This is a genomic window from Neorhizobium sp. SOG26, from assembly GCF_003491345.1.
Classification (GTDB): Bacteria; Pseudomonadota; Alphaproteobacteria; order Rhizobiales; family Rhizobiaceae; genus Neorhizobium; species Neorhizobium turbinariae.
This window is the reverse complement of record NZ_CP025512.1, coordinates 1,130,331-1,146,895: the sequence shown is the minus strand read 5'-3', so window position 1 is coordinate 1,146,895 and position 16,565 is coordinate 1,130,331. Positions and strand designations below refer to the sequence as shown.

Genomic DNA, 16,565 nt, shown 5'->3' with positions numbered 1-16,565 from the left:
CTTACTCCGCTGCAGTGAGAGACTGTGTGGCCGGCAGGAGCTGCCGGTAGATTTGTGCAACCGCGAGTGCCTGCGCTTCGGAGGTAAAGCCGAGCGATCGGCTTTGGGCGCGTTCGCCAAGCTCCCGCCGCAACGAGGGATCGTCGGCCAGTCGGTTGACGGCTTCAGCCAGGGCTTTCGGATCGCGCGGATCAAAGAAAACTGCCGTGTCGCCCCAAAGTTCGCGGTAGGTCGCGATGTCCGCCAGCACGAGGGCCGCCCCCGCACGGGCCGCTTCCAATGCGGCAAGCCCAAACGGCTCGTAGACCGACGGTGAAACCACGATGGCCGCCTCGGCCATCAGCTTCATCGCCTCGGCATGCGGCAGTTCGCCATGGTGCTGGACATTTTTGAGCGGTAGGTGCTGGCCGTTCGGACCGCTGTTCGAGCCGACGATCACTACCGGCCAGCGCATATCGGCAGCGGCCGCATCGAGCACGGCGCCGTTCTTGCCATCGTCCCACCAGCGACCGGCGGCAAACACCAGTTCCTGCTTCGGGCCATCCGCCATCGGCACCCTGGAGGCATTCGGCACCACCTGCAGGCCGGTGACCGGTCGATAGACTTCCCGCATCAGCGAGGCGTAGCTGTGGCTCGGCGCCAGCACCGCGTCCGCCCGTGCCAAGCCTCGTGCATTCAGCGCCAGCTGCCACTGCCATGGCTCAGGCACACCCGTGCCGCGCACCGCCTTGAACCAGGTCGAAACGCAGGAATGCGACACCACGACGACCGGGAGGCTCACTGCAAGATCCGCTGCTTGGGACGGCAGGTTGACGTGGATGAGATCCACGCCTTCAGACACAGCCAGATCCGCAATGATCTTCGGCACGTCCTTCAGCGCCGCCTCGTCCTCGACCATCCAGTCGAGCGGTGCATTGCAGCTGACGAGCTTTCCGATCGCTTCGGCCTCGCGAACCTGCGCGGCCGAGGGCGCCGGACCGAATACGGCGAAGACCGTTTCGATGCCTTGCGGACGCAGCCCGTCCGCAAGGTCCAGCGCATAGCGCCAAACCCCACCGACTGCGTCCACGGTCATCAGGATACGTCGAAGCTCGGCTCCGCGTGGTCCAGCCGTCATGCCGATACCTTCTGCTTTTCCGGGAAGAGTTCGCGCCCACCGAAGCGGTTCTCCGCCAGCCATTCGGCCAGGTGCCGGATGCCACCGTTCCAGCGGATCCTCGCCTGCCAGCCAAGCTCCTGTTCCAGGCGACGCGTATCGGCGACGAAATAGAACTGGTCGCCGGCACGCCAGTCACCGAACTGCGTGTCGATGCGATGGCCGGTCACCGTTTCGATCTCGTCGATCACCATGCGGATGCTGACCGAATTGCGTGGCCCGCCACCGAGATTGAAGACGCTGCCCTTCACCTTGTCGATGTTGGACAGCACCAGCCGATAGGCCGCAACGGCATCGTCGACATGCAGGATGTCGCGCACCTGCTTGCCATCGCCGTAGATGGAGATCGGCTCGCCCGCGAGCGCCCGGATGAGGAAATGCGCTACCCAGCCCTGGTCTTCCGTGCCGAACTGTCGCGGACCATAAATGCAGCTCATGCGCATCACGGCTGTCGGAAGCCCATAGGACTTCGCGTAGTCGAGCACATACTGGTCGGCGACGCCCTTCGAGCAGCCATAAGGCGTGCAGAAATCGAGCGGACGATCCTCACCAATGCCGTTCAAGCGGATGCCCGCATGTGCCGGGACATACCGATCTTCCATCTCCAGCATCTTCAAGTCTTCAAGCGACCCGTAGACCTTGTTGGTGCTGGCAAAGACCACCGGTGCATTCCTGCCGGCCTTGCGCACGGCTTCAAGCACGTTGATCGTTCCGCGGGCATTGGCTTCGAAGTCGTCGAGCGGATGGACAAGGCTCGTCGTCACCGCCGTTTGCGCAGCAAAGTGGAAGACCGCCTTGGCGTCGGTGAAGGCAGCCTCGATGCCGCGCAGGTCGCGGACATCGGCAAGCACCGGATGAACACGATTGCCGTGGCGCTCGCGCAGCCAAGCCAGGTTCTGGTCGACCCCCGGCCGACCGAGATTGTCGAGAATGACGACGTCCTCGCCGTCCTTCAGGAAGCTTTCGGCAAGGTTCGAGCCGATAAAGCCGCTGCCGCCCGTGATAACGATGGGTGCCGCACCGGAGGCAACATTCGGCGTTGCAAGCCGCGTCACTTCCTCCAGCCGCGATACGCCGCCCTCGGTCAGCAGGCGGGCCAGCAGCTTCGGCTGGTTGTCGTAGGTGACGGCACCAAGGTGATAATGCCGCGGGTCGAACCACAGTCCTTCCTGCACCGGCACGTCGGGCGCCACATCCGACCACGCATACCAATACATGCGGTCCGCGGGCACGTTCAGCGCCTTCACGAAGCGGCGAGCCTGCTCCATCTCGTCGCTGCGCCAGGTCGAGTAGCCGGTCTCGGTGATCCAGACCTCAGCTTCGGGATTGTGCCGGTCGAGGATGCGGCGCATTTCACCGAGATGCATGTCCCAGCCGCCCCAGGTCCCTTCCTCGCTATCCCAGGTCCCGGGGAACCCGTGGAAGCCGACGGCATCCACCACCTGCAAAACCCCGCGCTCACCCATCAGGTTGAGCCAATACGGGTCGAACGGGCATGGACCACCAAGCACCGGCTTCCAGCCGCGGTGCTTCGCCCAGTAGGCGGCACCACCGACCATCTTGCAAAACAGCTGGAAATCGCCGTCTTCACGCCAATCCCAGTCGAGCAGGTTGTTCGGCTCGTTCCACAGCTCGATATGGCGGAAGTGCTTGCCGTACCGGGTCAGTACATGATCCACGAAATCGGCATAGGCCTTGAGATCATGCGGCGCGCCGGAGGATCTGCCCGTGCGGGACATGGACGGCGGTGTGTAGTGAATGCAGGGCAAAAGGTCGATCTCCTGCCCAAGCCGCGGCATCAGCCAGTCGAACCAGGCCTCTCCGCCCGGCGCGAGATATTCCGCCCAGGAAAGGTGGGTGCGAAGGGAGCTCGCACCGCTTGCCAGGATGTCCGGCATGACGCGCTCGGCGCGCTCGTATTCGCCGGGGCGAAACCATTCCACAAAGCCAAAGTCTCTCTGAGGTGGAGAGGCCCCTTCGGTAGAAGCGGACGTGCTCATGATACAAGACCCCGCTCTTCCAGCTGACGCTTCATTTCCGCACCGCGATCAATGGCGCCGGTGCTGCGGACCCATTCGGCAAACGGCCCGAGCGAGTTTTCCAAACGGTAGGCCGGTTCAAAACCGAGAAGCTCGCGCGCCTTGGAAATGTCGGCGAAGCAGTTGCGGATGTCGCCGGAGCGCGCCTTGTTCATGATGTCCGGCTTGATCTCCGGCACACCCATCGCGTCGGCCAGAAGCTGGGCGACTTCCTCGATCGTGTAGGCCTGGCCGCTGCCGACGTTGATGACATGGCCGGTGGCATTCGGCTTTTCGAGCGCCAGGCGGAAGGCCTTTGCGACATCACGCACATGCACGAAGTCGCGGCGCTGCTTGCCGTCCTCGAAGATCATCGGCGGCTGGTTGTTGGCGAGCCTCGAGGCGAAGTTCGCCAGAACGCCGGTATAGGGGTTGGAGAGGGCCTGGCCTGCGCCGAAGACGTTGAAGAGACGCAACGCGACGGCTTCGATGCCATATGCTTCGCCGAAGATCAGGACCTGCTTTTCCTGCGCATATTTGGTCAGCGCGTAGATCGAGGCCAGATCGACCGGCTTTTCTTCGTCGGTCGCGATCGGCGTCAGCGAACGCCCGTCCGGCGACAGCGGCTCCCACTCACCCTTCTTGATGCGCTCGCCCTTGCGCCGAACGATGCCGAGCAATCCGCCGTCTTCGGTCTGGTAACGGCCTTCGCCGTAAACGCTCATGGAGGATGCCACGACAATGCGCTTGATCGGCCGGTCGATCATCGCCTCCAGCAGCACCGCGGTACCGAGGTCGTTGCCGCCGACGTAACGGGCAATCTCATACATGGACTGGCCGACGCCGACTTCGGCTGCGAGATGGAGCACGCCATCCACGCCATCCAGCGCCTGCTCGACGAGCGCCTTGTCGCGGACATCGCCCCGCAGCACTTCCACGATGTCGGGGATCACCACTTCCGCGTCGCCATGCACCTGGTCGATCAAGGCATCGAGGATGCGAACATCATAACCGTGTTCGAGAAGTTCTTCCGTCACGTGCCGGCCGATAAAGCCGCATCCGCCAGTTACCAAAATCTTTGCCATAGGGACCCCTGAGCTTGCGAGAATGTGAACTCGTGGGGTCCGAACGGTGGGTGAAGGCGAAAGTTCCTTCTTCTATGACATCTTTGTCATCATCAATGACATCTATGTCATCAACCGTCTGCCTATATAAGAGTAGCGCGCCTTCTATTGGCGGCAAGAAGTGCTGTGCCAGCTGGGCTTTGTGGCCATGAAACAGAGGCCGCGCAGCATCAACATCTTCTTCTTTGACATCTTCCGGAACTCCGGCTTGTCTTTTTTGTTCGCCGCTCGACTTACATCGTGAAACTGCGACGAAGGTAGAGAATGAACGTCATTTCCAAGACACGGTCAACCATCATGCGCGCGGCGGTGGTGACCGGCCCCGGCCAGATCGAACTCCAGGATGTTGCCCTTGCCGAGCCCGGACCGAACCAGGTCCGCATCCGGCTCGAAGGCTGCGGGGTCTGCGCCTCCAACCTCACGCCATGGTCCGGACCGGACTGGATGACCTTCCCCACCGAGCCCGGCGGGCTTGGCCACGAAGGCTGGGGGCGGATCGACGCCGTGGGCACCGACGTGCGGAACCTCGCCGTCGGAGATCGCGTCGCGGCGCTGAGCTACCACGCCTATGCCACCCACGACATCGCCGATGCCGATATGGTCATTCCCCTGCCCGCCGCGCTGGATGGAATTCCCTTCCCCGGCGAACCGCTGGGATGCGCCATGAACATCTTCCGCCGCTCCGACATCCAGGCAGGCCAGACGGTGGCGATCGTCGGCATCGGTTTCCTCGGTGCGCTTCTCACCCAGCTGGCGACGAAGGCCGGCGCGAGAGTGATTGCCATTTCCCGCCGGCAAGAGTCGCTCGATGTCGCAAAACGCATGGGTGCTGCCGAAACGATCGCCATGGACGACCACTGGCGGATCATCGAAGAGGTAAAGCAACTGACCGGCGGCCAGTTCTGCGGTCGGGTCATTGAAGCCGTCGGCAAGCAATGGCCGCTCGACCTGGCGGCCGAACTCACCAAGGAACGCGGCCGGCTCATCGTCGCCGGTTATCATCAGGATGGGCCGCGACAGGTGAACATGCAGATGTGGAACTGGCGCGGCCTCGACGTCATCAACGCTCATGAGCGCGATCCGGCGATCTATGCCAAGGGCATTCGCGATGCCGTCGACGCCGTCGTGGACGGGCGCCTGGACCCCTCGTCGCTTTACACGCACCGCTATCCGCTGGCTGAGCTCGACCAGGCACTGAACGACACGCGGGATCGTCCCGGTAATTTCATCAAGGCCTTGGTGGTGTATTCATGAACCAGATCGTCTCCCAGAACACGCTCTCGACCATCACCAGACCGGCCCGGCTCGGTTTCCTCGGTGTCGGCTGGATCGGCCGGCACCGCATGGAAGCGATCCTCAACAGCGGGGTCGCGGAGGCCGTCGCGATTGCGGATGCCTCGCCGGAAACCCTTGGGGAGGCCGCCAAGCTTGCCCCCAGTGCGAACGTCGTCTCAAGCCTGGACGAGTTACTGCAGCAGGATCTTGATGGCATCGTCATCGCCACCCCCAGCGCCCAGCACGCGGAACAGTCGATAAAGGCGCTGGAAAGCGGCGTCGCGGCCTTCTGCCAGAAGCCGCTTGGCCGCACAGCCCAGGAAGTCGATGCGGTGATCGCAGCAGCGAGGAAGGCAGACCGCCTGCTTGGCGTCGACCTCTCCTATCGCCAAACGAAGGGCATGCAGCAGATCAGGGAACTGATCCGCGCCGGCGAGCTTGGCAAGGTCTTCGCCGCCGACGTGACTTTCCACAACGCCTATGGGCCCGACAAACCATGGTTTTATGACAAGAACCTTTCTGGCGGCGGCTGCGTCATGGATCTTGGCATCCATCTGATCGACCTTGCGCTGTGGGCGCTCGACTTTCCCGAAATCACCAGTGTCTCCAGCAATGTCATCGCCGGTGGCGAACCCCTCGGATCGTCCGACAAGGTTGAAGACTATGGCGTCGCAACCCTGACCCTGGCGGGCGGCACGGTGATCCGCCTCGCATGCTCCTGGCGGCTTCAGGCCGGCTGCGATGCCATCATCGAAGCGAGCTTCTTTGGCACCGATGGTGGTGCCGCCATGCGCAATGTGAACGGCTCCTTCTACGACTTCACCGCCGAGCGGTTCCGCGGCACCTCGCGCGAAAGCCTGATGGAGCCACCGGACGATTGGGGCGGGCGCGCCGCCGTCGCCTGGGCACGGCAGCTCGCCGAAGGCGGACGTTACGATCCCGAATGCGAGCGGCTGGCCGATACGGCCCGCGCGATGGACCAGGTCTACAGCAACGCCGCCCGCAGCTGATCTCGCAAGCCACCCAATCTATTGCCACTCTCGGGCCCGCTTCGGCGGGCCTTCCTTTGCGTCCGGAAAGCCACTCCCGGCCACATCCGCTTTATTTGAAACTATTGCGGCAACGCCGCGTTTTTCGTCAGCGATTTAAACACGAGGCAGATATCGATGGCAGACGAACTTTGGTTATTTATCGTGGCAGGCGGCGCAGCACTTCTCGGGCTGGCGCTGGCATTCGGGCTCATCATGGAAAACAGGGCACGCGCCCTGAAGGCGATGGCTGGCGCCTTTGTTGTGGCGATCTGCGCCGGGGCTTTCGGCGTTTTCGTGTCGTCGCAGACGAACACCGCGCCGCAGCGTTCCTCGGGTCCGGATGGATCCCAGTATGACCTGCCGGCCCGGCCTTCCGACCAGAACGCGATACCTGGCCAGCAGAACAACACCCCGTAATTGTACGCAACCGTACGAAGCGTCTCCCTTACGGAACATAGCACCTCAACAGGGGTTGCTACGGTAACGAAGGGAGACGGCTCATGAACGACGCTTACTCTAATCCCAAGGTTAAAGCAGAGCTGATTGAGCTCATTCCGGCGCTCCGAAAATTTGCCCGCCGCTTCCACTCCTCCCCCACCGACGTTGACGACCTGGTTCAGGATACCCTCCTCAAAGCACTGGCAAACTTCGATAAGTTCGAAGAAGGTACCAAGCTCCGGTCGTGGCTTTTCACCATCATGCGCAACAGCTTCTGCACCAAGTTCGGCGTCGCGAAACGTGAGCGCGTGGGCATGGATGCCAATATCGCCGAGCGCCCGGCGGTGCCGCCGGTGCAGGAATGGGTGGTGCGCGGACATGAACTGGAGCACGCGATTGCGCGCCTGCCGGAACATTATCGCACCGCAATCGACCTCATCTTCATCCAGGGCATCAGCTATGAAGTGGCAGCCGACCGTTGCAAGTGCCCCGTCGGCACCATGAAGAGCCGCGTCAACCGGGCTCGTCAGCATCTCGCCAAAGAGCTCTCTTGAGGCGTCAGTGCAAGTCTTCCGCAGAACATGGCGCAAACAGCGCTCTTGCGATCTTGTCCAGTTCGTCCAGATCCTCGCATAAGACAAAGCCCCTGTAGTCGCGCGAAGCGGGCATGGGCTCGCCCGCGATCGCGAAGACGAACGGGATATCGACATCCTCCAGCTTTTCCGCGACCGCGAAGAAGACGTCACCGGCAAGGCGCACATCCACCACCGCCGCACTGATCCCACCATCCACGATCATTCGCACGGCGTATGCCAGGCTCGATGCCGGCCCCCAAATGGAGGCCTTTAGTCGTCCAAGCTGTCGACGCGTCCCGTCCGAAAGGGAGTCCTCGTTCGCTACGACGAGGATGCGTTTTCCGGCAAGGAGGTGAAGGTGGGCATGCGCCATGCAAGCGTCTTCCTGTCCGACATCAAAGCTCCGACACCAACCAAGCGCAGCCGAAGAGGTTCGCGGCACATGCTCGAAATTCTTCGCCGTGCCGATGACTTCCGGGTGCCCGGCTGGTGCTGCGGCAGGCGCGCTGGAACTTTCGCCCGGCTCGGCAGTTGCCGTCTTTTCCAGAACACTGATCTGCTGACGGCTTTGAGCCCGAGGCTGGTGGAGAGCATGCATGCGTGGTGCGACGTCGGGAATTTTCAACGTGGACCAGATGAACGTCATCCGCGACGCGCATCTCGATTGGTGTGCGGAACAATCCATCGATCCTGGCAGCCCCGTTGGCCAACAGGCAGCCAAGATGATGTTCGAAGCCTTCGAGAACGGCCATCGCGACAGGGCCGAGCTGATCCAGGCCTGTGATGCCTTTGTTGCTGCGCGGCAGGAAGCCGTGCGGCTTGGCGCACCGGCGATCAGCTCCAACGCCGCCGACTAACCTGAAAACCTGCGCCGGCCAAACGGCGGTTTAACTGGAGGACATCTTGAGCATTGAGCCGGAAAACGAACCGGGTGTCACACCAAGCCCCGCGAGCGGTGAGAAGCGTGCCAAGCAGGCGCGCGCGGGTCGAGGCCTGCCCATCTTCATCGGCGGCGTCGCCGTCGCGGCCTTCCTGCTTTACTTGATGGTCACCGTCTATGGCATTATGACTGCTGGCTAATTTATGCGTGAGGCCAAGACCTCATGGGCCTCAGTGCAGCCCGCCTCACGGCGAACCGGGTGTCAGCACGAAAAACCACAGGCCTGCGAGTACCAGCGCGATGATGAAGATCGTGATGACGAACTTGCCCATGTTCGAGCTTGCCTTCTTCGCCGTCTCCTCCCGCCGTCCCGAACCATTTTCCATCTGCATCTCCTTTGAAACCCGGGCTTGAGCCAACCGAAACAGTGTCACCGTCTTGGCCGATCAACTGATGCCTGACGCCATGGTTCCCAGCATGCTCGTCAAAGCCACCAGCGCCGCGCTCAGCCCGCGCTGGCTGGAACAAAACTCGACTGCCGGTTGTTCACTTTCGTCTGCAAGACCTTCCCGACGGAGCTCCCGATGGCTGTTTTATCCTCCTCGCACAAAGACGCGGCGGCATATCCGCTCCAGTCGCTCTTCGTGCCGTTTCCCTTCGTCTGCTTCACGCTGACGCTTGCGACCGACATCGCCTTCTACCTCAGCGCCAACCTGATGTGGCAGAACTTCTCGTCCTGGCTGCTGTTCGCGGGTCTGGTGCTCGGGGGCGTCGCGCTCATCGCGGGCCTGCTGGATCTTGTCCGCCCCCGAACGCGTCCCCTGCGCCCTGCTTTCCTGTCAGCGCTCCTCTACGTCATCATCCTGGCGCTCGCCTTGATCAACAGCCTCGTCCATGCCGGGGATGGCTGGACGGCCGTCGTTCCTTATGGACTGGCGCTCTCTGCGATCACCTTCGTGCTCTGCCTGATCGCCGTCGTGGTGTCTGCCCGCAAGTATGCCCGCCTGGCCTGGAGGATCTGATCATGACGTCACGCCTTCTCCGTTTCTCCGCCCTCGCCTTTGGCGTCTCCGTCGCAGCTCTTGCCCATGCGCAGGATGGCGGTTTCGACGTCTCGCAGCAGATCGGGCCCGAGCCCACGCTTCCCGAACCATCGCTTTCGCTCCTGCCGGACCTGAAGGTCGCCGAAGTCGTCGGCTGGAAGGATGGCGAGACGCCCTCCGTACCGCCGGAGCTCAAGGTCAGCGTCTACGCAAAGGATCTGGCCAACCCGCGCACCGTCCACACGCTGCCGAATGGCGACGTGCTGGTGATCCAGTCGAAAGGTCCTTCCGGAGAGCCGGTGTCGCGGCCGAAGGATTTCATCCGCGGTTGGATCATGTCGTTTGCCCACGGCAGCGGCGGTCCGCAGAAGGAAAGCAACCTCATCACCCTGCTCCGCGACACTGACCGCGACGGCACGGTGGATGAACGACACGACCTTTTGACAAAGCTGGACTCGCCCTTCGGCGTCGCCTGGATCGACGACACGCTTTATGTCGCCTCAACCTCGGCGATCCTCGCCTATCCCTACAAGCTCGGGCAGAACGAGATTACCGAGCCGCCGCGCATCCTCACGCCCCTGCCCGGCGGTCCCATCAACCACCACTGGACGAAGGACCTGGCGCTCAGTCCCGACGGCAAGATGCTCTATGTCTCCGTCGGCTCGAACTCCAACATCGTCGAGAATGGGCTCGAAGCGGAAAAAGGCCGGGCTGCCATCTGGAAGGTCGACCGCCAGACCGGGGCCGCGCGCGTCTTTGCCTCCGGCCTGCGCAACCCGAATGGCCTCACCTTCCACCCCGAGACCGGTGAACTCTGGGCCGTCATCAACGAGCGCGATGAACTCGGCCCGAACCTCGTTCCCGACTACATGACCTCCGTCAAGGAAGGTGGTTTCTATGGCTGGCCTTGGAGCTACTACGGGCAGCACGTCGATCCGCGGGTTTATCCGCCGCGGCCGGAAATGGTCGAAAAGGCCATTCCGCCGGATTACGCGCTGTCGAGCCATGTCGCGGCGCTTGGGCTCACCTTCTCCATGAATTCAGCCCTTCCCGACGCCTTCACCAAAGGCGCCTTCATCGGCGAGCACGGCAGTTGGAACCGTGACAGCTTCAACGGCTACAAGGTCGTCTACGTGCCGTTCGAAAACGGCAAGCCGAATGGCAAGGCGCAGGATGTCGTCACCGGCTTCATCCAGGGTAACCAGGCCAAAGGCAGGCCGGTCGGCGTCGGCATCGATGGTACAGGCGCGTTACTTGTTGCCGATGATGCAGGCAATACCGTCTGGCGCGTCGCCTCCGCGGACGGAAAGATCAGCCCGCAGCCGATCGGCACCGACCAAGTCGCCCCAACACAGGTTTCGGGCGTCACACCAGCCGGGCAAGCGCCCGATGCCGCTGCCGCTGTCGGGACAGAAACCACCGGGGCAACCGGAGCAAATGCGCAGCCCGCACCGCCGGCTGCCGAGCGGTTGACGACACAGCAGCCGATCTCCGATGAGCCGGAAAAGCTGCGTCCGTCGCAGACCGAGATCGTACCGGCCACCGGTCCCTGACGCACCAGTCACCGCACCTTCCAGCCTCGCAGAAAGAGCCCGCACCTGCGGGCTCTTTTGCGCTCCAGTATGATCGCGCAATCGTCGCTCCTGTTCTAGGACCAAGGTCTGACACGCGAAAAAAGCGGAACGATTTCAGGGAGGCCACGTTCTTCTGCCACTTCAACCACAAGGAGTTTGGCCATGAAGAAGATCGTATTCATCACCGCTGCGCTGGGTCTGGCAGCCACGGGCGCTGTCGCTCAGGAAAGCACCGTCAACGGTGCCGTTGGCGGCGCGGTGACCGGCGCCATCGTCGGTGGCCCGATCGGTGCAGCCGTGGGCGGCATTGTCGGCGCAGCAGCCGGCACCGCAATCGATCCGCCGCCGGAGCGCGTTGTTTCCTACGTCCGCGAACAGCCCGTCCAGCAGTCGGTCGTCGTGCAGGAGCGCGTCGTGGTCGGCAAGCCGATCCCGCAGCAGGTCGTGCTGACCCCCATCCCGCAGGCTCCGGAATATTCCTACGCCGTCGTGAACGAGCAGCGCGTCATCGTTGACCCGCGCACCCACACGGTCGTGCAGGTTATCGAATAAGCAAAATTCACCTGATCCGTCGAGGAGCCGTCGCATCATCTGGTGCGGCGGCTTTTTCTTGGCTACAAGGCGCCAAACCTGCCCGCCGTCCACAGGAAAGTCGGGAACCGTGTCTTGAGGCTCGCCTTCTGCGGTCTATGACACATCTTTAAAATTCAGCGCGCTATGCCAGGAGGCGTCATGCTAGGCCTTTTCCGAAAACTGCTTCCCCGGGAAGATGCTTTCTTCGAGATGTTCGTGCGCCACTCTCAGACCGTGGTCGGTGCCGCAGAAGCGCTGAACGCCCTGCTTTCCGGCAATGATATCGAAGGCAATTGCAAGCGGATCGTCGATCTCGAGAACGAGGCCGACCAGATCACCTATGAAGTGCTGCAGGCGGTTCGCCTGAGCTTCATCACCCCGTTCGACCGCAACGACATCAAGGACCTCATCCAGTCCATGGATGATGCGATCGACATGATGCACAAGACGGTCAAGACCATCCGGCTGTTCGAACAGACGAGCTTCGATCCGCTGATGCAGCAGATGGGCGCGGAAGTGGTCAAGGCGGCGCACCTCATCGCCCAGGCGGTTCCGCTGCTTGACAAGGTCGGCACTAATGCCACCCGTCTCGGTTCCATCGCTCAGGAAATCACCAGCATCGAAGACCGGTCGGACGACCTGCATGACCAGGGTCTGAAGGACCTGTTCCTGCGCCATTCCGGCGGCAACGCGATGGGCTACATTATCGGCAGCGAGATCTACGGCCAACTCGAGAAGGTTCTCGACCGCTTCGAGGACGTTGCCGACGAAATCAGCGGCATCGTGATCGAGAACGTATAATGGACGCGACACTCGCCCTGCCGCTGCTGATCGCGCTTGTCGGCATTGCCTTGTTCTTCGACTTCCTGAACGGGCTTCACGATGCGGCGAACTCCATCGCCACGATCGTATCGACGCGCGTGCTGCGGCCGCAATATGCAGTCTTCTGGGCAGCCTTCTTCAATTTCATCGCCTTCCTGTTCTTCGGCCTGCACGTGGCCGAAACCTTGGGCACGGGCATCATTGACCCGAACATCGTGTCGCCGCAGGTCATCTTCGCGGCACTGATGGGCGCGATCATCTGGAATATTGTCACCTGGGTGTTCGGCATCCCGTCAAGTTCCTCGCATGCGCTGATCGGCGGCATGGTGGGCGCCGGCATCGCCAAGGTTGGCGTCGATTCCATCGTCTGGAGCGGTCTGTTGAAAACCGTCGGCGCGATCTTCATGTCGCCGATGATCGGGTTCCTGCTGGCGCTGTTCCTGGTGCTGATCGTCTCCTGGGTTTTCGTCCGCCAGACGCCCTTTGCCGTGGACCGCACCTTCCGCGTCATGCAGTTCTTCTCGGCCTCGATGTATTCGCTCGGCCACGGCGGCAACGACGCGCAGAAGACGATGGGCATCATCGCCGTGCTGCTTTACTCGCAAGGGTATCTCGGCGGCGAATTCCACGTGCCTTTCTGGGTCGTCATCAGCTGCCAGTCGGCCATGGCGCTCGGCACGCTCTTCGGTGGCTGGCGCATCGTCCACACCATGGGCTCGAAGATCACCAAGCTAAACCCGATGCAGGGCTTCTGTGCCGAAACCGGAGGGGCGCTCACCCTCTTTGGCGCCACCTGGCTCGGCATCCCGGTGTCTACCACCCACACCATCACCGGCGCCATCATCGGTGTTGGGGCGGCCAAGCGCGTCAGCGCCGTTCGTTGGGGGATTGCCGGCAACATCGTCTTCGCCTGGTTCGTCACCCTTCCCGCGGCCGCCATCATCTCCGTCGTCTTCTACTGGCTTGCCAACGTCTTCCACTAATATACACTTGCCTCACGCAGGCTTGGGTAAGCTTGCGGAACCGCAGCACATTTCACGCGTTCTTTTGGGTTGCCATAGAGGGAGGAAATGTAAATGCCGCAAGCAAGTTGGGAAAAGCCAGTCCGCGTTGCCTTCGCTCACATCGGCACGCAGGTGGTCAATGGGCCTTTCGAGGCGCTCGCCCTCCTGACGGACCGTTGGCCGGACATGCGTGGCCCCAATTTCGTCCGTGCCCGCAGTGCCTGCCGCGCCGCTCTTGATGGCCGGCGCACCCCGGAAGAAGCCCGCCTGCAGTTCGAACAGGCGGTCAGCGAAGCACAATCGCATCTGAACTAGATCTTAAGGAGCCCGCACCCGCGGGCTCTTCCGTTCAAAGCCCGATGATGTCGCCGAGGCGTCGCAACGGCGATCCGGAAAGCGCAATCGGCGCAAACAGGATCGAAAAACACACGCAGGGACACTCTGTCCCGGCAACGGGTCGATGTTCGACACTTTCATCCGCGACCGAAACAGCGCCTGCGGCAAAGCTGCCGCGATGGTCGTGGAATTCACCCTCCAGCACCAGCGTCAGTTCCAGCCCATGATGCGCGTGATGCGGAAGTGCGCGCCCCGGTCGCACCCACAGCAGGCTTGCCTCCGCCTCCTCCGTCCGTTCGATCGTGTGCTGCTTGAAGCCCGGAAGCCTGGTCTTCCACGGCACCTCGGGCAGGTCACAGCCCGCGTAACGCCACAGCGCCGACGGGAACCGTGTCCCCACTTTCCGTTCGGGTTCGGCGGCAATGGTAATCGTCGGTGATGCAAAGATCTCCTCGAGCCGTTTTTCCCGCAGGATGATCGGCTCGCCCTCGCTTGCCTCAAGCGCCTCGCCCGCCAGCATCTCGAAGCTTCCGGCAAGCCTGCGAGAGGTCTCCTGCATCTCCAGATGCGCACCAACGAGAACGCTGGCCGGTTCAGGCAGCGAGCCGGCAACATGTTGGGCAATGAGGAAGTCCAGCCTCTCAAGGTTCAATTGCATGTCGTGCAAGCCGGGAATGGGTCGATCGTCAAAAAACGGAATAATGAAAGCGAATGTCAGTATGGGCCAACTTTACTCCCATACGTGCCACAATCCAAACGGATTGGTCTGGGGCAAAGAAATGCTTGTCTCACCCGACATCGGGGAGCGGAAGGCCGTCACATGAGCGGCAAAGAGAAAAGAATTTCTTGCTCTTCGTCGCTTGTCGGCAGAAAAGACCACGCTTAAATCAGCGCTGAACAAGAAGGCTGTCCAATGACTTTTCAATCCTCCGTGCTGGACGTAATCGGCAACACCCCTCTCATCCGGCTGAACGGTGCCTCCGAGGCGACGGGCTGTGAAATCTTGGGTAAGGCCGAGTTCCTCAATCCCGGCCAGTCCGTGAAGGATCGCGCCGCCCTCTACATCATCCGCGATGCTGAAAAGCGCGGCCTGCTGCGACCCGGTGGCGTCATCGTCGAAGGCACGGCAGGCAACACCGGGATCGGTCTCACGCTTGTTGCCAAGGCACTCGGCTACCGCACCGTCATCGTCATCCCCGAAACGCAGAGCCAGGAAAAGAAGGACGCGCTGAAGCTGCTCGGGGCCGAGTTGGTCGAGGTTCCGGCCGTTCCCTACAAGAACCCGAACAACTACGTGAAGATCTCCGGCCGCCTTGCCGAGGAACTGGCGAAGAGTGAGCCCGCAGGCGCCATCTGGGCCAACCAGTTCGACAACGTCGCCAATCGCGACGCCCATATCGCCACGACGGCTCCGGAAATCTGGGAACAGACCGGCGGCAAGGTCGACGGCTTCATCTGCGCAGTCGGCAGCGGCGGCACGCTCGCTGGCGTTGCGGCTGGCCTGAAGGCCAAGAACGCCAACATCAAGGTGGGCCTCGCCGATCCGGAAGGTGCAGCGCTCTACGACTATTACACCCACGGTGAGTTCAAGGCCGATGGTAGCTCGATCACCGAAGGCATCGGCCAGGGCCGCATTACCGCCAACCTCGAAGGCTTCACGCCGGACTTCGCCTACAAGATCCCGGATGCCGAGGCGCTTCCCTTCATCTTCGACCTCGTCGAGCAGGAAGGCCTCTGCCTGGGCGGCTCGACCGCGATCAACATCGCGGGCGCCGTACGCATGGCCAAGGATCTTGGCCCCGGCCACACCATCGTGACGATCCTCTGCGACTACGGCAACCGCTACCAGTCGAAGCTCTTCAACCCCGACTTCCTGAAGTCGAAGAACCTGCCGGTTCCTGGCTGGCTGACGCAGAAGCGCCAGATCTCAGTGCCGTTCCAGGCAGTATAACCGAACGAATCGGGGGACCGGAATGCCAGTTGAAGCTTTGTATCGCGACGACTTCTACCTTTCGACGGTCGAAGCGGTGGTCACCGCCGTGCATGAGGACGGCGGCATCGAGCTCGACCGCACCTGTTTCTATGCCACCTCAGGCGGACAGCCGGGTGACACCGGCTTCCTGGAGCGCAGCGACGGCAGCAAGATCCAACTCGGCCAGACCAGGCACGGCGCGACCAAGGACGTCGTGATCCATGTTCCGCTCGAAGGCGAGTCGCAGCCGCTCGTTGGCGAGAAGCTCGTCATGCATATCGATTGGCCGCGGCGCTACAAGCTGATGCGCATGCACACCGCCTGCCACCTTCTTTCCGTCGTCTGCCAGTACCCGATCACCGGTGCGGCCGTCGGCGAGGAAGAATCGCGGGTTGACTTCGACATGACCGACGTCATCGACAAGGATGAGGTGACGGCCAGGCTGATGGAACTCGTCAACCAGAACCATCCGGTCTATGTGCAGTGGATCACGGACGAGGAACTCGCGGCGAACCCGGGCATCGTCAAGTCGAAGAACGTCCGCCCGCCGATGGGTCTTGGCCGCGTCAGCCTCGTATGCATCGGCGAGGATTCCAGCATTGACAGCCAGCCTTGCGGCGGCACACATGTGTCTGAAACACAGGAGGTCGGCGCGATCTACATCGCCAAGATCGAGAAGAAGGGCAAGGAGAACCGGCGCTTCCGCATTCGCTTTGGCGAACCCGCAGCAGACGCCTGATCTCA

At 62.1% G+C, this 16,565-nt stretch carries 20 protein-coding genes; 14 read left to right on the top strand and 6 right to left on the bottom strand.

Translation table 11 applies throughout. The features are described 5' to 3' along the window. Position 1: 1 nt before the first annotated feature. Genes CYG48_RS05770 through CYG48_RS05760 form a run of 3 tightly spaced genes read right to left on the bottom strand, consistent with a single transcriptional unit; the run spans position 2 to position 4,259 of the window. Positions 2 to 1,117, bottom strand: a complete 1,116-nt coding sequence (locus CYG48_RS05770) for a glycosyltransferase family 4 protein (protein ID WP_245450429.1) — start codon at positions 1,115 to 1,117, stop codon at positions 2 to 4. Beyond that, positions 1,114 to 3,156, bottom strand: coding sequence for an NAD-dependent epimerase/dehydratase family protein (locus CYG48_RS05765; protein WP_118849499.1), 2,043 nt, complete (start codon positions 3,154 to 3,156; stop codon positions 1,114 to 1,116). Before CYG48_RS05765 ends, CYG48_RS05770 begins: the two co-directional genes overlap by 4 nt. Continuing rightward, positions 3,153 to 4,259 carry an NAD-dependent epimerase/dehydratase family protein gene (locus CYG48_RS05760; protein WP_118849498.1) on the bottom strand — a complete coding sequence of 369 codons (1,107 nt, stop codon included), beginning with the start codon at positions 4,257 to 4,259 and terminating at the stop codon, positions 3,153 to 3,155. The genes CYG48_RS05765 and CYG48_RS05760 overlap by 4 nt, the downstream gene beginning before the upstream one ends. Before the next feature lie 303 nt (positions 4,260 to 4,562). On the opposite strand from CYG48_RS05760, the gene CYG48_RS05755 reads away from it, so the two are divergent. From CYG48_RS05755 to CYG48_RS05740, 4 genes are all read left to right on the top strand, one after another. Further along, entirely contained in the window at positions 4,563 to 5,552 is a 990-nt protein-coding gene (locus CYG48_RS05755) for an MDR/zinc-dependent alcohol dehydrogenase-like family protein (RefSeq protein ID WP_118849497.1), read from the top strand. Next, positions 5,549 to 6,583 (top strand): Gfo/Idh/MocA family protein, encoded by a 1,035-nt coding sequence (locus CYG48_RS05750; protein WP_118849496.1) that lies wholly within the window; start codon positions 5,549 to 5,551, stop codon positions 6,581 to 6,583. The genes CYG48_RS05755 and CYG48_RS05750 overlap by 4 nt, the downstream gene beginning before the upstream one ends. A gap of 156 nt (positions 6,584 to 6,739) precedes the next feature. Further along, positions 6,740 to 7,021, top strand: a complete 282-nt coding sequence (locus tag CYG48_RS05745) for a hypothetical protein (RefSeq protein WP_118849495.1) — start codon at positions 6,740 to 6,742, stop codon at positions 7,019 to 7,021. Between the two features lie 83 nt (positions 7,022 to 7,104). Next, positions 7,105 to 7,596 (top strand): sigma-70 family RNA polymerase sigma factor, encoded by a 492-nt coding sequence (locus CYG48_RS05740; RefSeq protein ID WP_118849494.1) that lies wholly within the window; start codon positions 7,105 to 7,107, stop codon positions 7,594 to 7,596. 4 nt (positions 7,597 to 7,600) lie between these two features. On the opposite strand, the gene CYG48_RS22275 is transcribed toward CYG48_RS05740, so the two are convergent. Continuing rightward, a complete protein-coding gene (locus tag CYG48_RS22275; RefSeq protein WP_150132700.1) occupies positions 7,601 to 7,990 on the bottom strand; it encodes a response regulator in 390 nt (129 codons plus the stop codon). Between the two features lie 223 nt (positions 7,991 to 8,213). On the opposite strand from CYG48_RS22275, the gene CYG48_RS05730 reads away from it, so the two are divergent. Next, positions 8,214 to 8,474 carry a hypothetical protein gene (locus CYG48_RS05730; protein WP_118849492.1) on the top strand — a complete coding sequence of 87 codons (261 nt, stop codon included), beginning with the start codon at positions 8,214 to 8,216 and terminating at the stop codon, positions 8,472 to 8,474. A gap of 46 nt (positions 8,475 to 8,520) precedes the next feature. Next, the gene (locus tag CYG48_RS22425) at positions 8,521 to 8,697 is read left to right on the top strand and encodes a hypothetical protein (RefSeq protein ID WP_199925230.1); all 177 of its coding nucleotides are present in this window, start codon (positions 8,521 to 8,523) and stop codon (positions 8,695 to 8,697) included. A gap of 45 nt (positions 8,698 to 8,742) precedes the next feature. Here the strand turns inward: CYG48_RS22425 and CYG48_RS22420 are convergent, their stop codons facing one another. Beyond that, a complete protein-coding gene (locus CYG48_RS22420; protein WP_199925229.1) occupies positions 8,743 to 8,883 on the bottom strand; it encodes a hypothetical protein in 141 nt (46 codons plus the stop codon). Between the two features lie 198 nt (positions 8,884 to 9,081). On the opposite strand from CYG48_RS22420, the gene CYG48_RS05725 reads away from it, so the two are divergent. The 6 genes from CYG48_RS05725 to CYG48_RS05700 all read left to right on the top strand — a co-directional run bounded on the left by CYG48_RS05725 (position 9,082) and on the right by CYG48_RS05700 (position 13,828). After that, a complete protein-coding gene (locus tag CYG48_RS05725) occupies positions 9,082 to 9,519 on the top strand; it encodes a DUF2231 domain-containing protein (protein WP_118851508.1) in 438 nt (145 codons plus the stop codon). Positions 9,520 to 9,521: 2 nt separating this feature from the next. Next, positions 9,522 to 11,093 carry a PQQ-dependent sugar dehydrogenase gene (locus CYG48_RS05720; protein ID WP_118849491.1) on the top strand — a complete coding sequence of 524 codons (1,572 nt, stop codon included), beginning with the start codon at positions 9,522 to 9,524 and terminating at the stop codon, positions 11,091 to 11,093. Between the two features lie 183 nt (positions 11,094 to 11,276). Next, positions 11,277 to 11,666, top strand: a complete 390-nt coding sequence (locus tag CYG48_RS05715) for a DUF1236 domain-containing protein (RefSeq protein WP_118849490.1) — start codon at positions 11,277 to 11,279, stop codon at positions 11,664 to 11,666. A 180-nt stretch (positions 11,667 to 11,846) separates the two neighbouring features. Beyond that, entirely contained in the window at positions 11,847 to 12,488 is a 642-nt protein-coding gene (locus tag CYG48_RS05710; protein WP_118849489.1) for a DUF47 domain-containing protein, read from the top strand. Continuing rightward, on the top strand, positions 12,488 to 13,492 hold the full coding sequence (locus tag CYG48_RS05705; RefSeq protein ID WP_118849488.1) for an inorganic phosphate transporter: 1,005 nt from the start codon (positions 12,488 to 12,490) through the stop codon (positions 13,490 to 13,492). Before CYG48_RS05710 ends, CYG48_RS05705 begins: the two co-directional genes overlap by 1 nt. Before the next feature lie 93 nt (positions 13,493 to 13,585). Further along, the gene (locus CYG48_RS05700; protein WP_118849487.1) at positions 13,586 to 13,828 is read left to right on the top strand and encodes a DUF982 domain-containing protein; all 243 of its coding nucleotides are present in this window, start codon (positions 13,586 to 13,588) and stop codon (positions 13,826 to 13,828) included. A gap of 34 nt (positions 13,829 to 13,862) precedes the next feature. On the opposite strand, the gene CYG48_RS05695 is transcribed toward CYG48_RS05700, so the two are convergent. Then, on the bottom strand, positions 13,863 to 14,507 hold the full coding sequence (locus tag CYG48_RS05695) for a ChrR family anti-sigma-E factor (RefSeq protein ID WP_118849486.1): 645 nt from the start codon (positions 14,505 to 14,507) through the stop codon (positions 13,863 to 13,865). A gap of 255 nt (positions 14,508 to 14,762) precedes the next feature. On the opposite strand from CYG48_RS05695, the gene CYG48_RS05690 reads away from it, so the two are divergent. Together CYG48_RS05690 and CYG48_RS05685 are read left to right on the top strand one after the other, a co-directional pair. After that, positions 14,763 to 15,800 (top strand): cysteine synthase A, encoded by a 1,038-nt coding sequence (locus tag CYG48_RS05690; RefSeq protein WP_118849485.1) that lies wholly within the window; start codon positions 14,763 to 14,765, stop codon positions 15,798 to 15,800. A 22-nt stretch (positions 15,801 to 15,822) separates the two neighbouring features. Continuing rightward, the gene (locus CYG48_RS05685; protein ID WP_118849484.1) at positions 15,823 to 16,560 is read left to right on the top strand and encodes an alanyl-tRNA editing protein; all 738 of its coding nucleotides are present in this window, start codon (positions 15,823 to 15,825) and stop codon (positions 16,558 to 16,560) included. Positions 16,561 to 16,565 lie beyond the last annotated feature (5 nt).

Bases quoted from the DNA above. Each gene is read 5' to 3' on its own strand.
- CYG48_RS05715 (WP_118849490.1), top strand. From the start codon at position 11,277: ATGAAGAAGATCGTATTCATCACCGCTGCGCTGGGTCTGGCAGCCACG.
- CYG48_RS05690 (WP_118849485.1), top strand. From the start codon at position 14,763: ATGACTTTTCAATCCTCCGTGCTGGACGTAATCGGCAACACCCCTCTC.
- CYG48_RS05730 (WP_118849492.1), top strand. From the start codon at position 8,214: ATGCGTGGTGCGACGTCGGGAATTTTCAACGTGGACCAGATGAACGTC.
- CYG48_RS22275 (WP_150132700.1), bottom strand. From the start codon at position 7,990: ATGGCGCATGCCCACCTTCACCTCCTTGCCGGAAAACGCATCCTCGTC.
- CYG48_RS05770 (WP_245450429.1), bottom strand. From the start codon at position 1,117: ATGACGGCTGGACCACGCGGAGCCGAGCTTCGACGTATCCTGATGACC.
- CYG48_RS22420 (WP_199925229.1), bottom strand. From the start codon at position 8,883: ATGGAAAATGGTTCGGGACGGCGGGAGGAGACGGCGAAGAAGGCAAGC.
- CYG48_RS05745 (WP_118849495.1), top strand. From the start codon at position 6,740: ATGGCAGACGAACTTTGGTTATTTATCGTGGCAGGCGGCGCAGCACTT.
- CYG48_RS05760 (WP_118849498.1), bottom strand. From the start codon at position 4,259: ATGGCAAAGATTTTGGTAACTGGCGGATGCGGCTTTATCGGCCGGCAC.
- CYG48_RS05725 (WP_118851508.1), top strand. From the start codon at position 9,082: ATGGCTGTTTTATCCTCCTCGCACAAAGACGCGGCGGCATATCCGCTC.
- CYG48_RS05765 (WP_118849499.1), bottom strand. From the start codon at position 3,156: ATGAGCACGTCCGCTTCTACCGAAGGGGCCTCTCCACCTCAGAGAGAC.
- CYG48_RS05705 (WP_118849488.1), top strand. From the start codon at position 12,488: ATGGACGCGACACTCGCCCTGCCGCTGCTGATCGCGCTTGTCGGCATT.
- CYG48_RS05710 (WP_118849489.1), top strand. From the start codon at position 11,847: ATGCTAGGCCTTTTCCGAAAACTGCTTCCCCGGGAAGATGCTTTCTTC.
- CYG48_RS05685 (WP_118849484.1), top strand. From the start codon at position 15,823: ATGCCAGTTGAAGCTTTGTATCGCGACGACTTCTACCTTTCGACGGTC.
- CYG48_RS05695 (WP_118849486.1), bottom strand. From the start codon at position 14,507: ATGCAATTGAACCTTGAGAGGCTGGACTTCCTCATTGCCCAACATGTT.
- CYG48_RS05720 (WP_118849491.1), top strand. From the start codon at position 9,522: ATGACGTCACGCCTTCTCCGTTTCTCCGCCCTCGCCTTTGGCGTCTCC.
- CYG48_RS05700 (WP_118849487.1), top strand. From the start codon at position 13,586: ATGCCGCAAGCAAGTTGGGAAAAGCCAGTCCGCGTTGCCTTCGCTCAC.
- CYG48_RS05755 (WP_118849497.1), top strand. From the start codon at position 4,563: ATGAACGTCATTTCCAAGACACGGTCAACCATCATGCGCGCGGCGGTG.
- CYG48_RS05740 (WP_118849494.1), top strand. From the start codon at position 7,105: ATGAACGACGCTTACTCTAATCCCAAGGTTAAAGCAGAGCTGATTGAG.
- CYG48_RS05750 (WP_118849496.1), top strand. From the start codon at position 5,549: ATGAACCAGATCGTCTCCCAGAACACGCTCTCGACCATCACCAGACCG.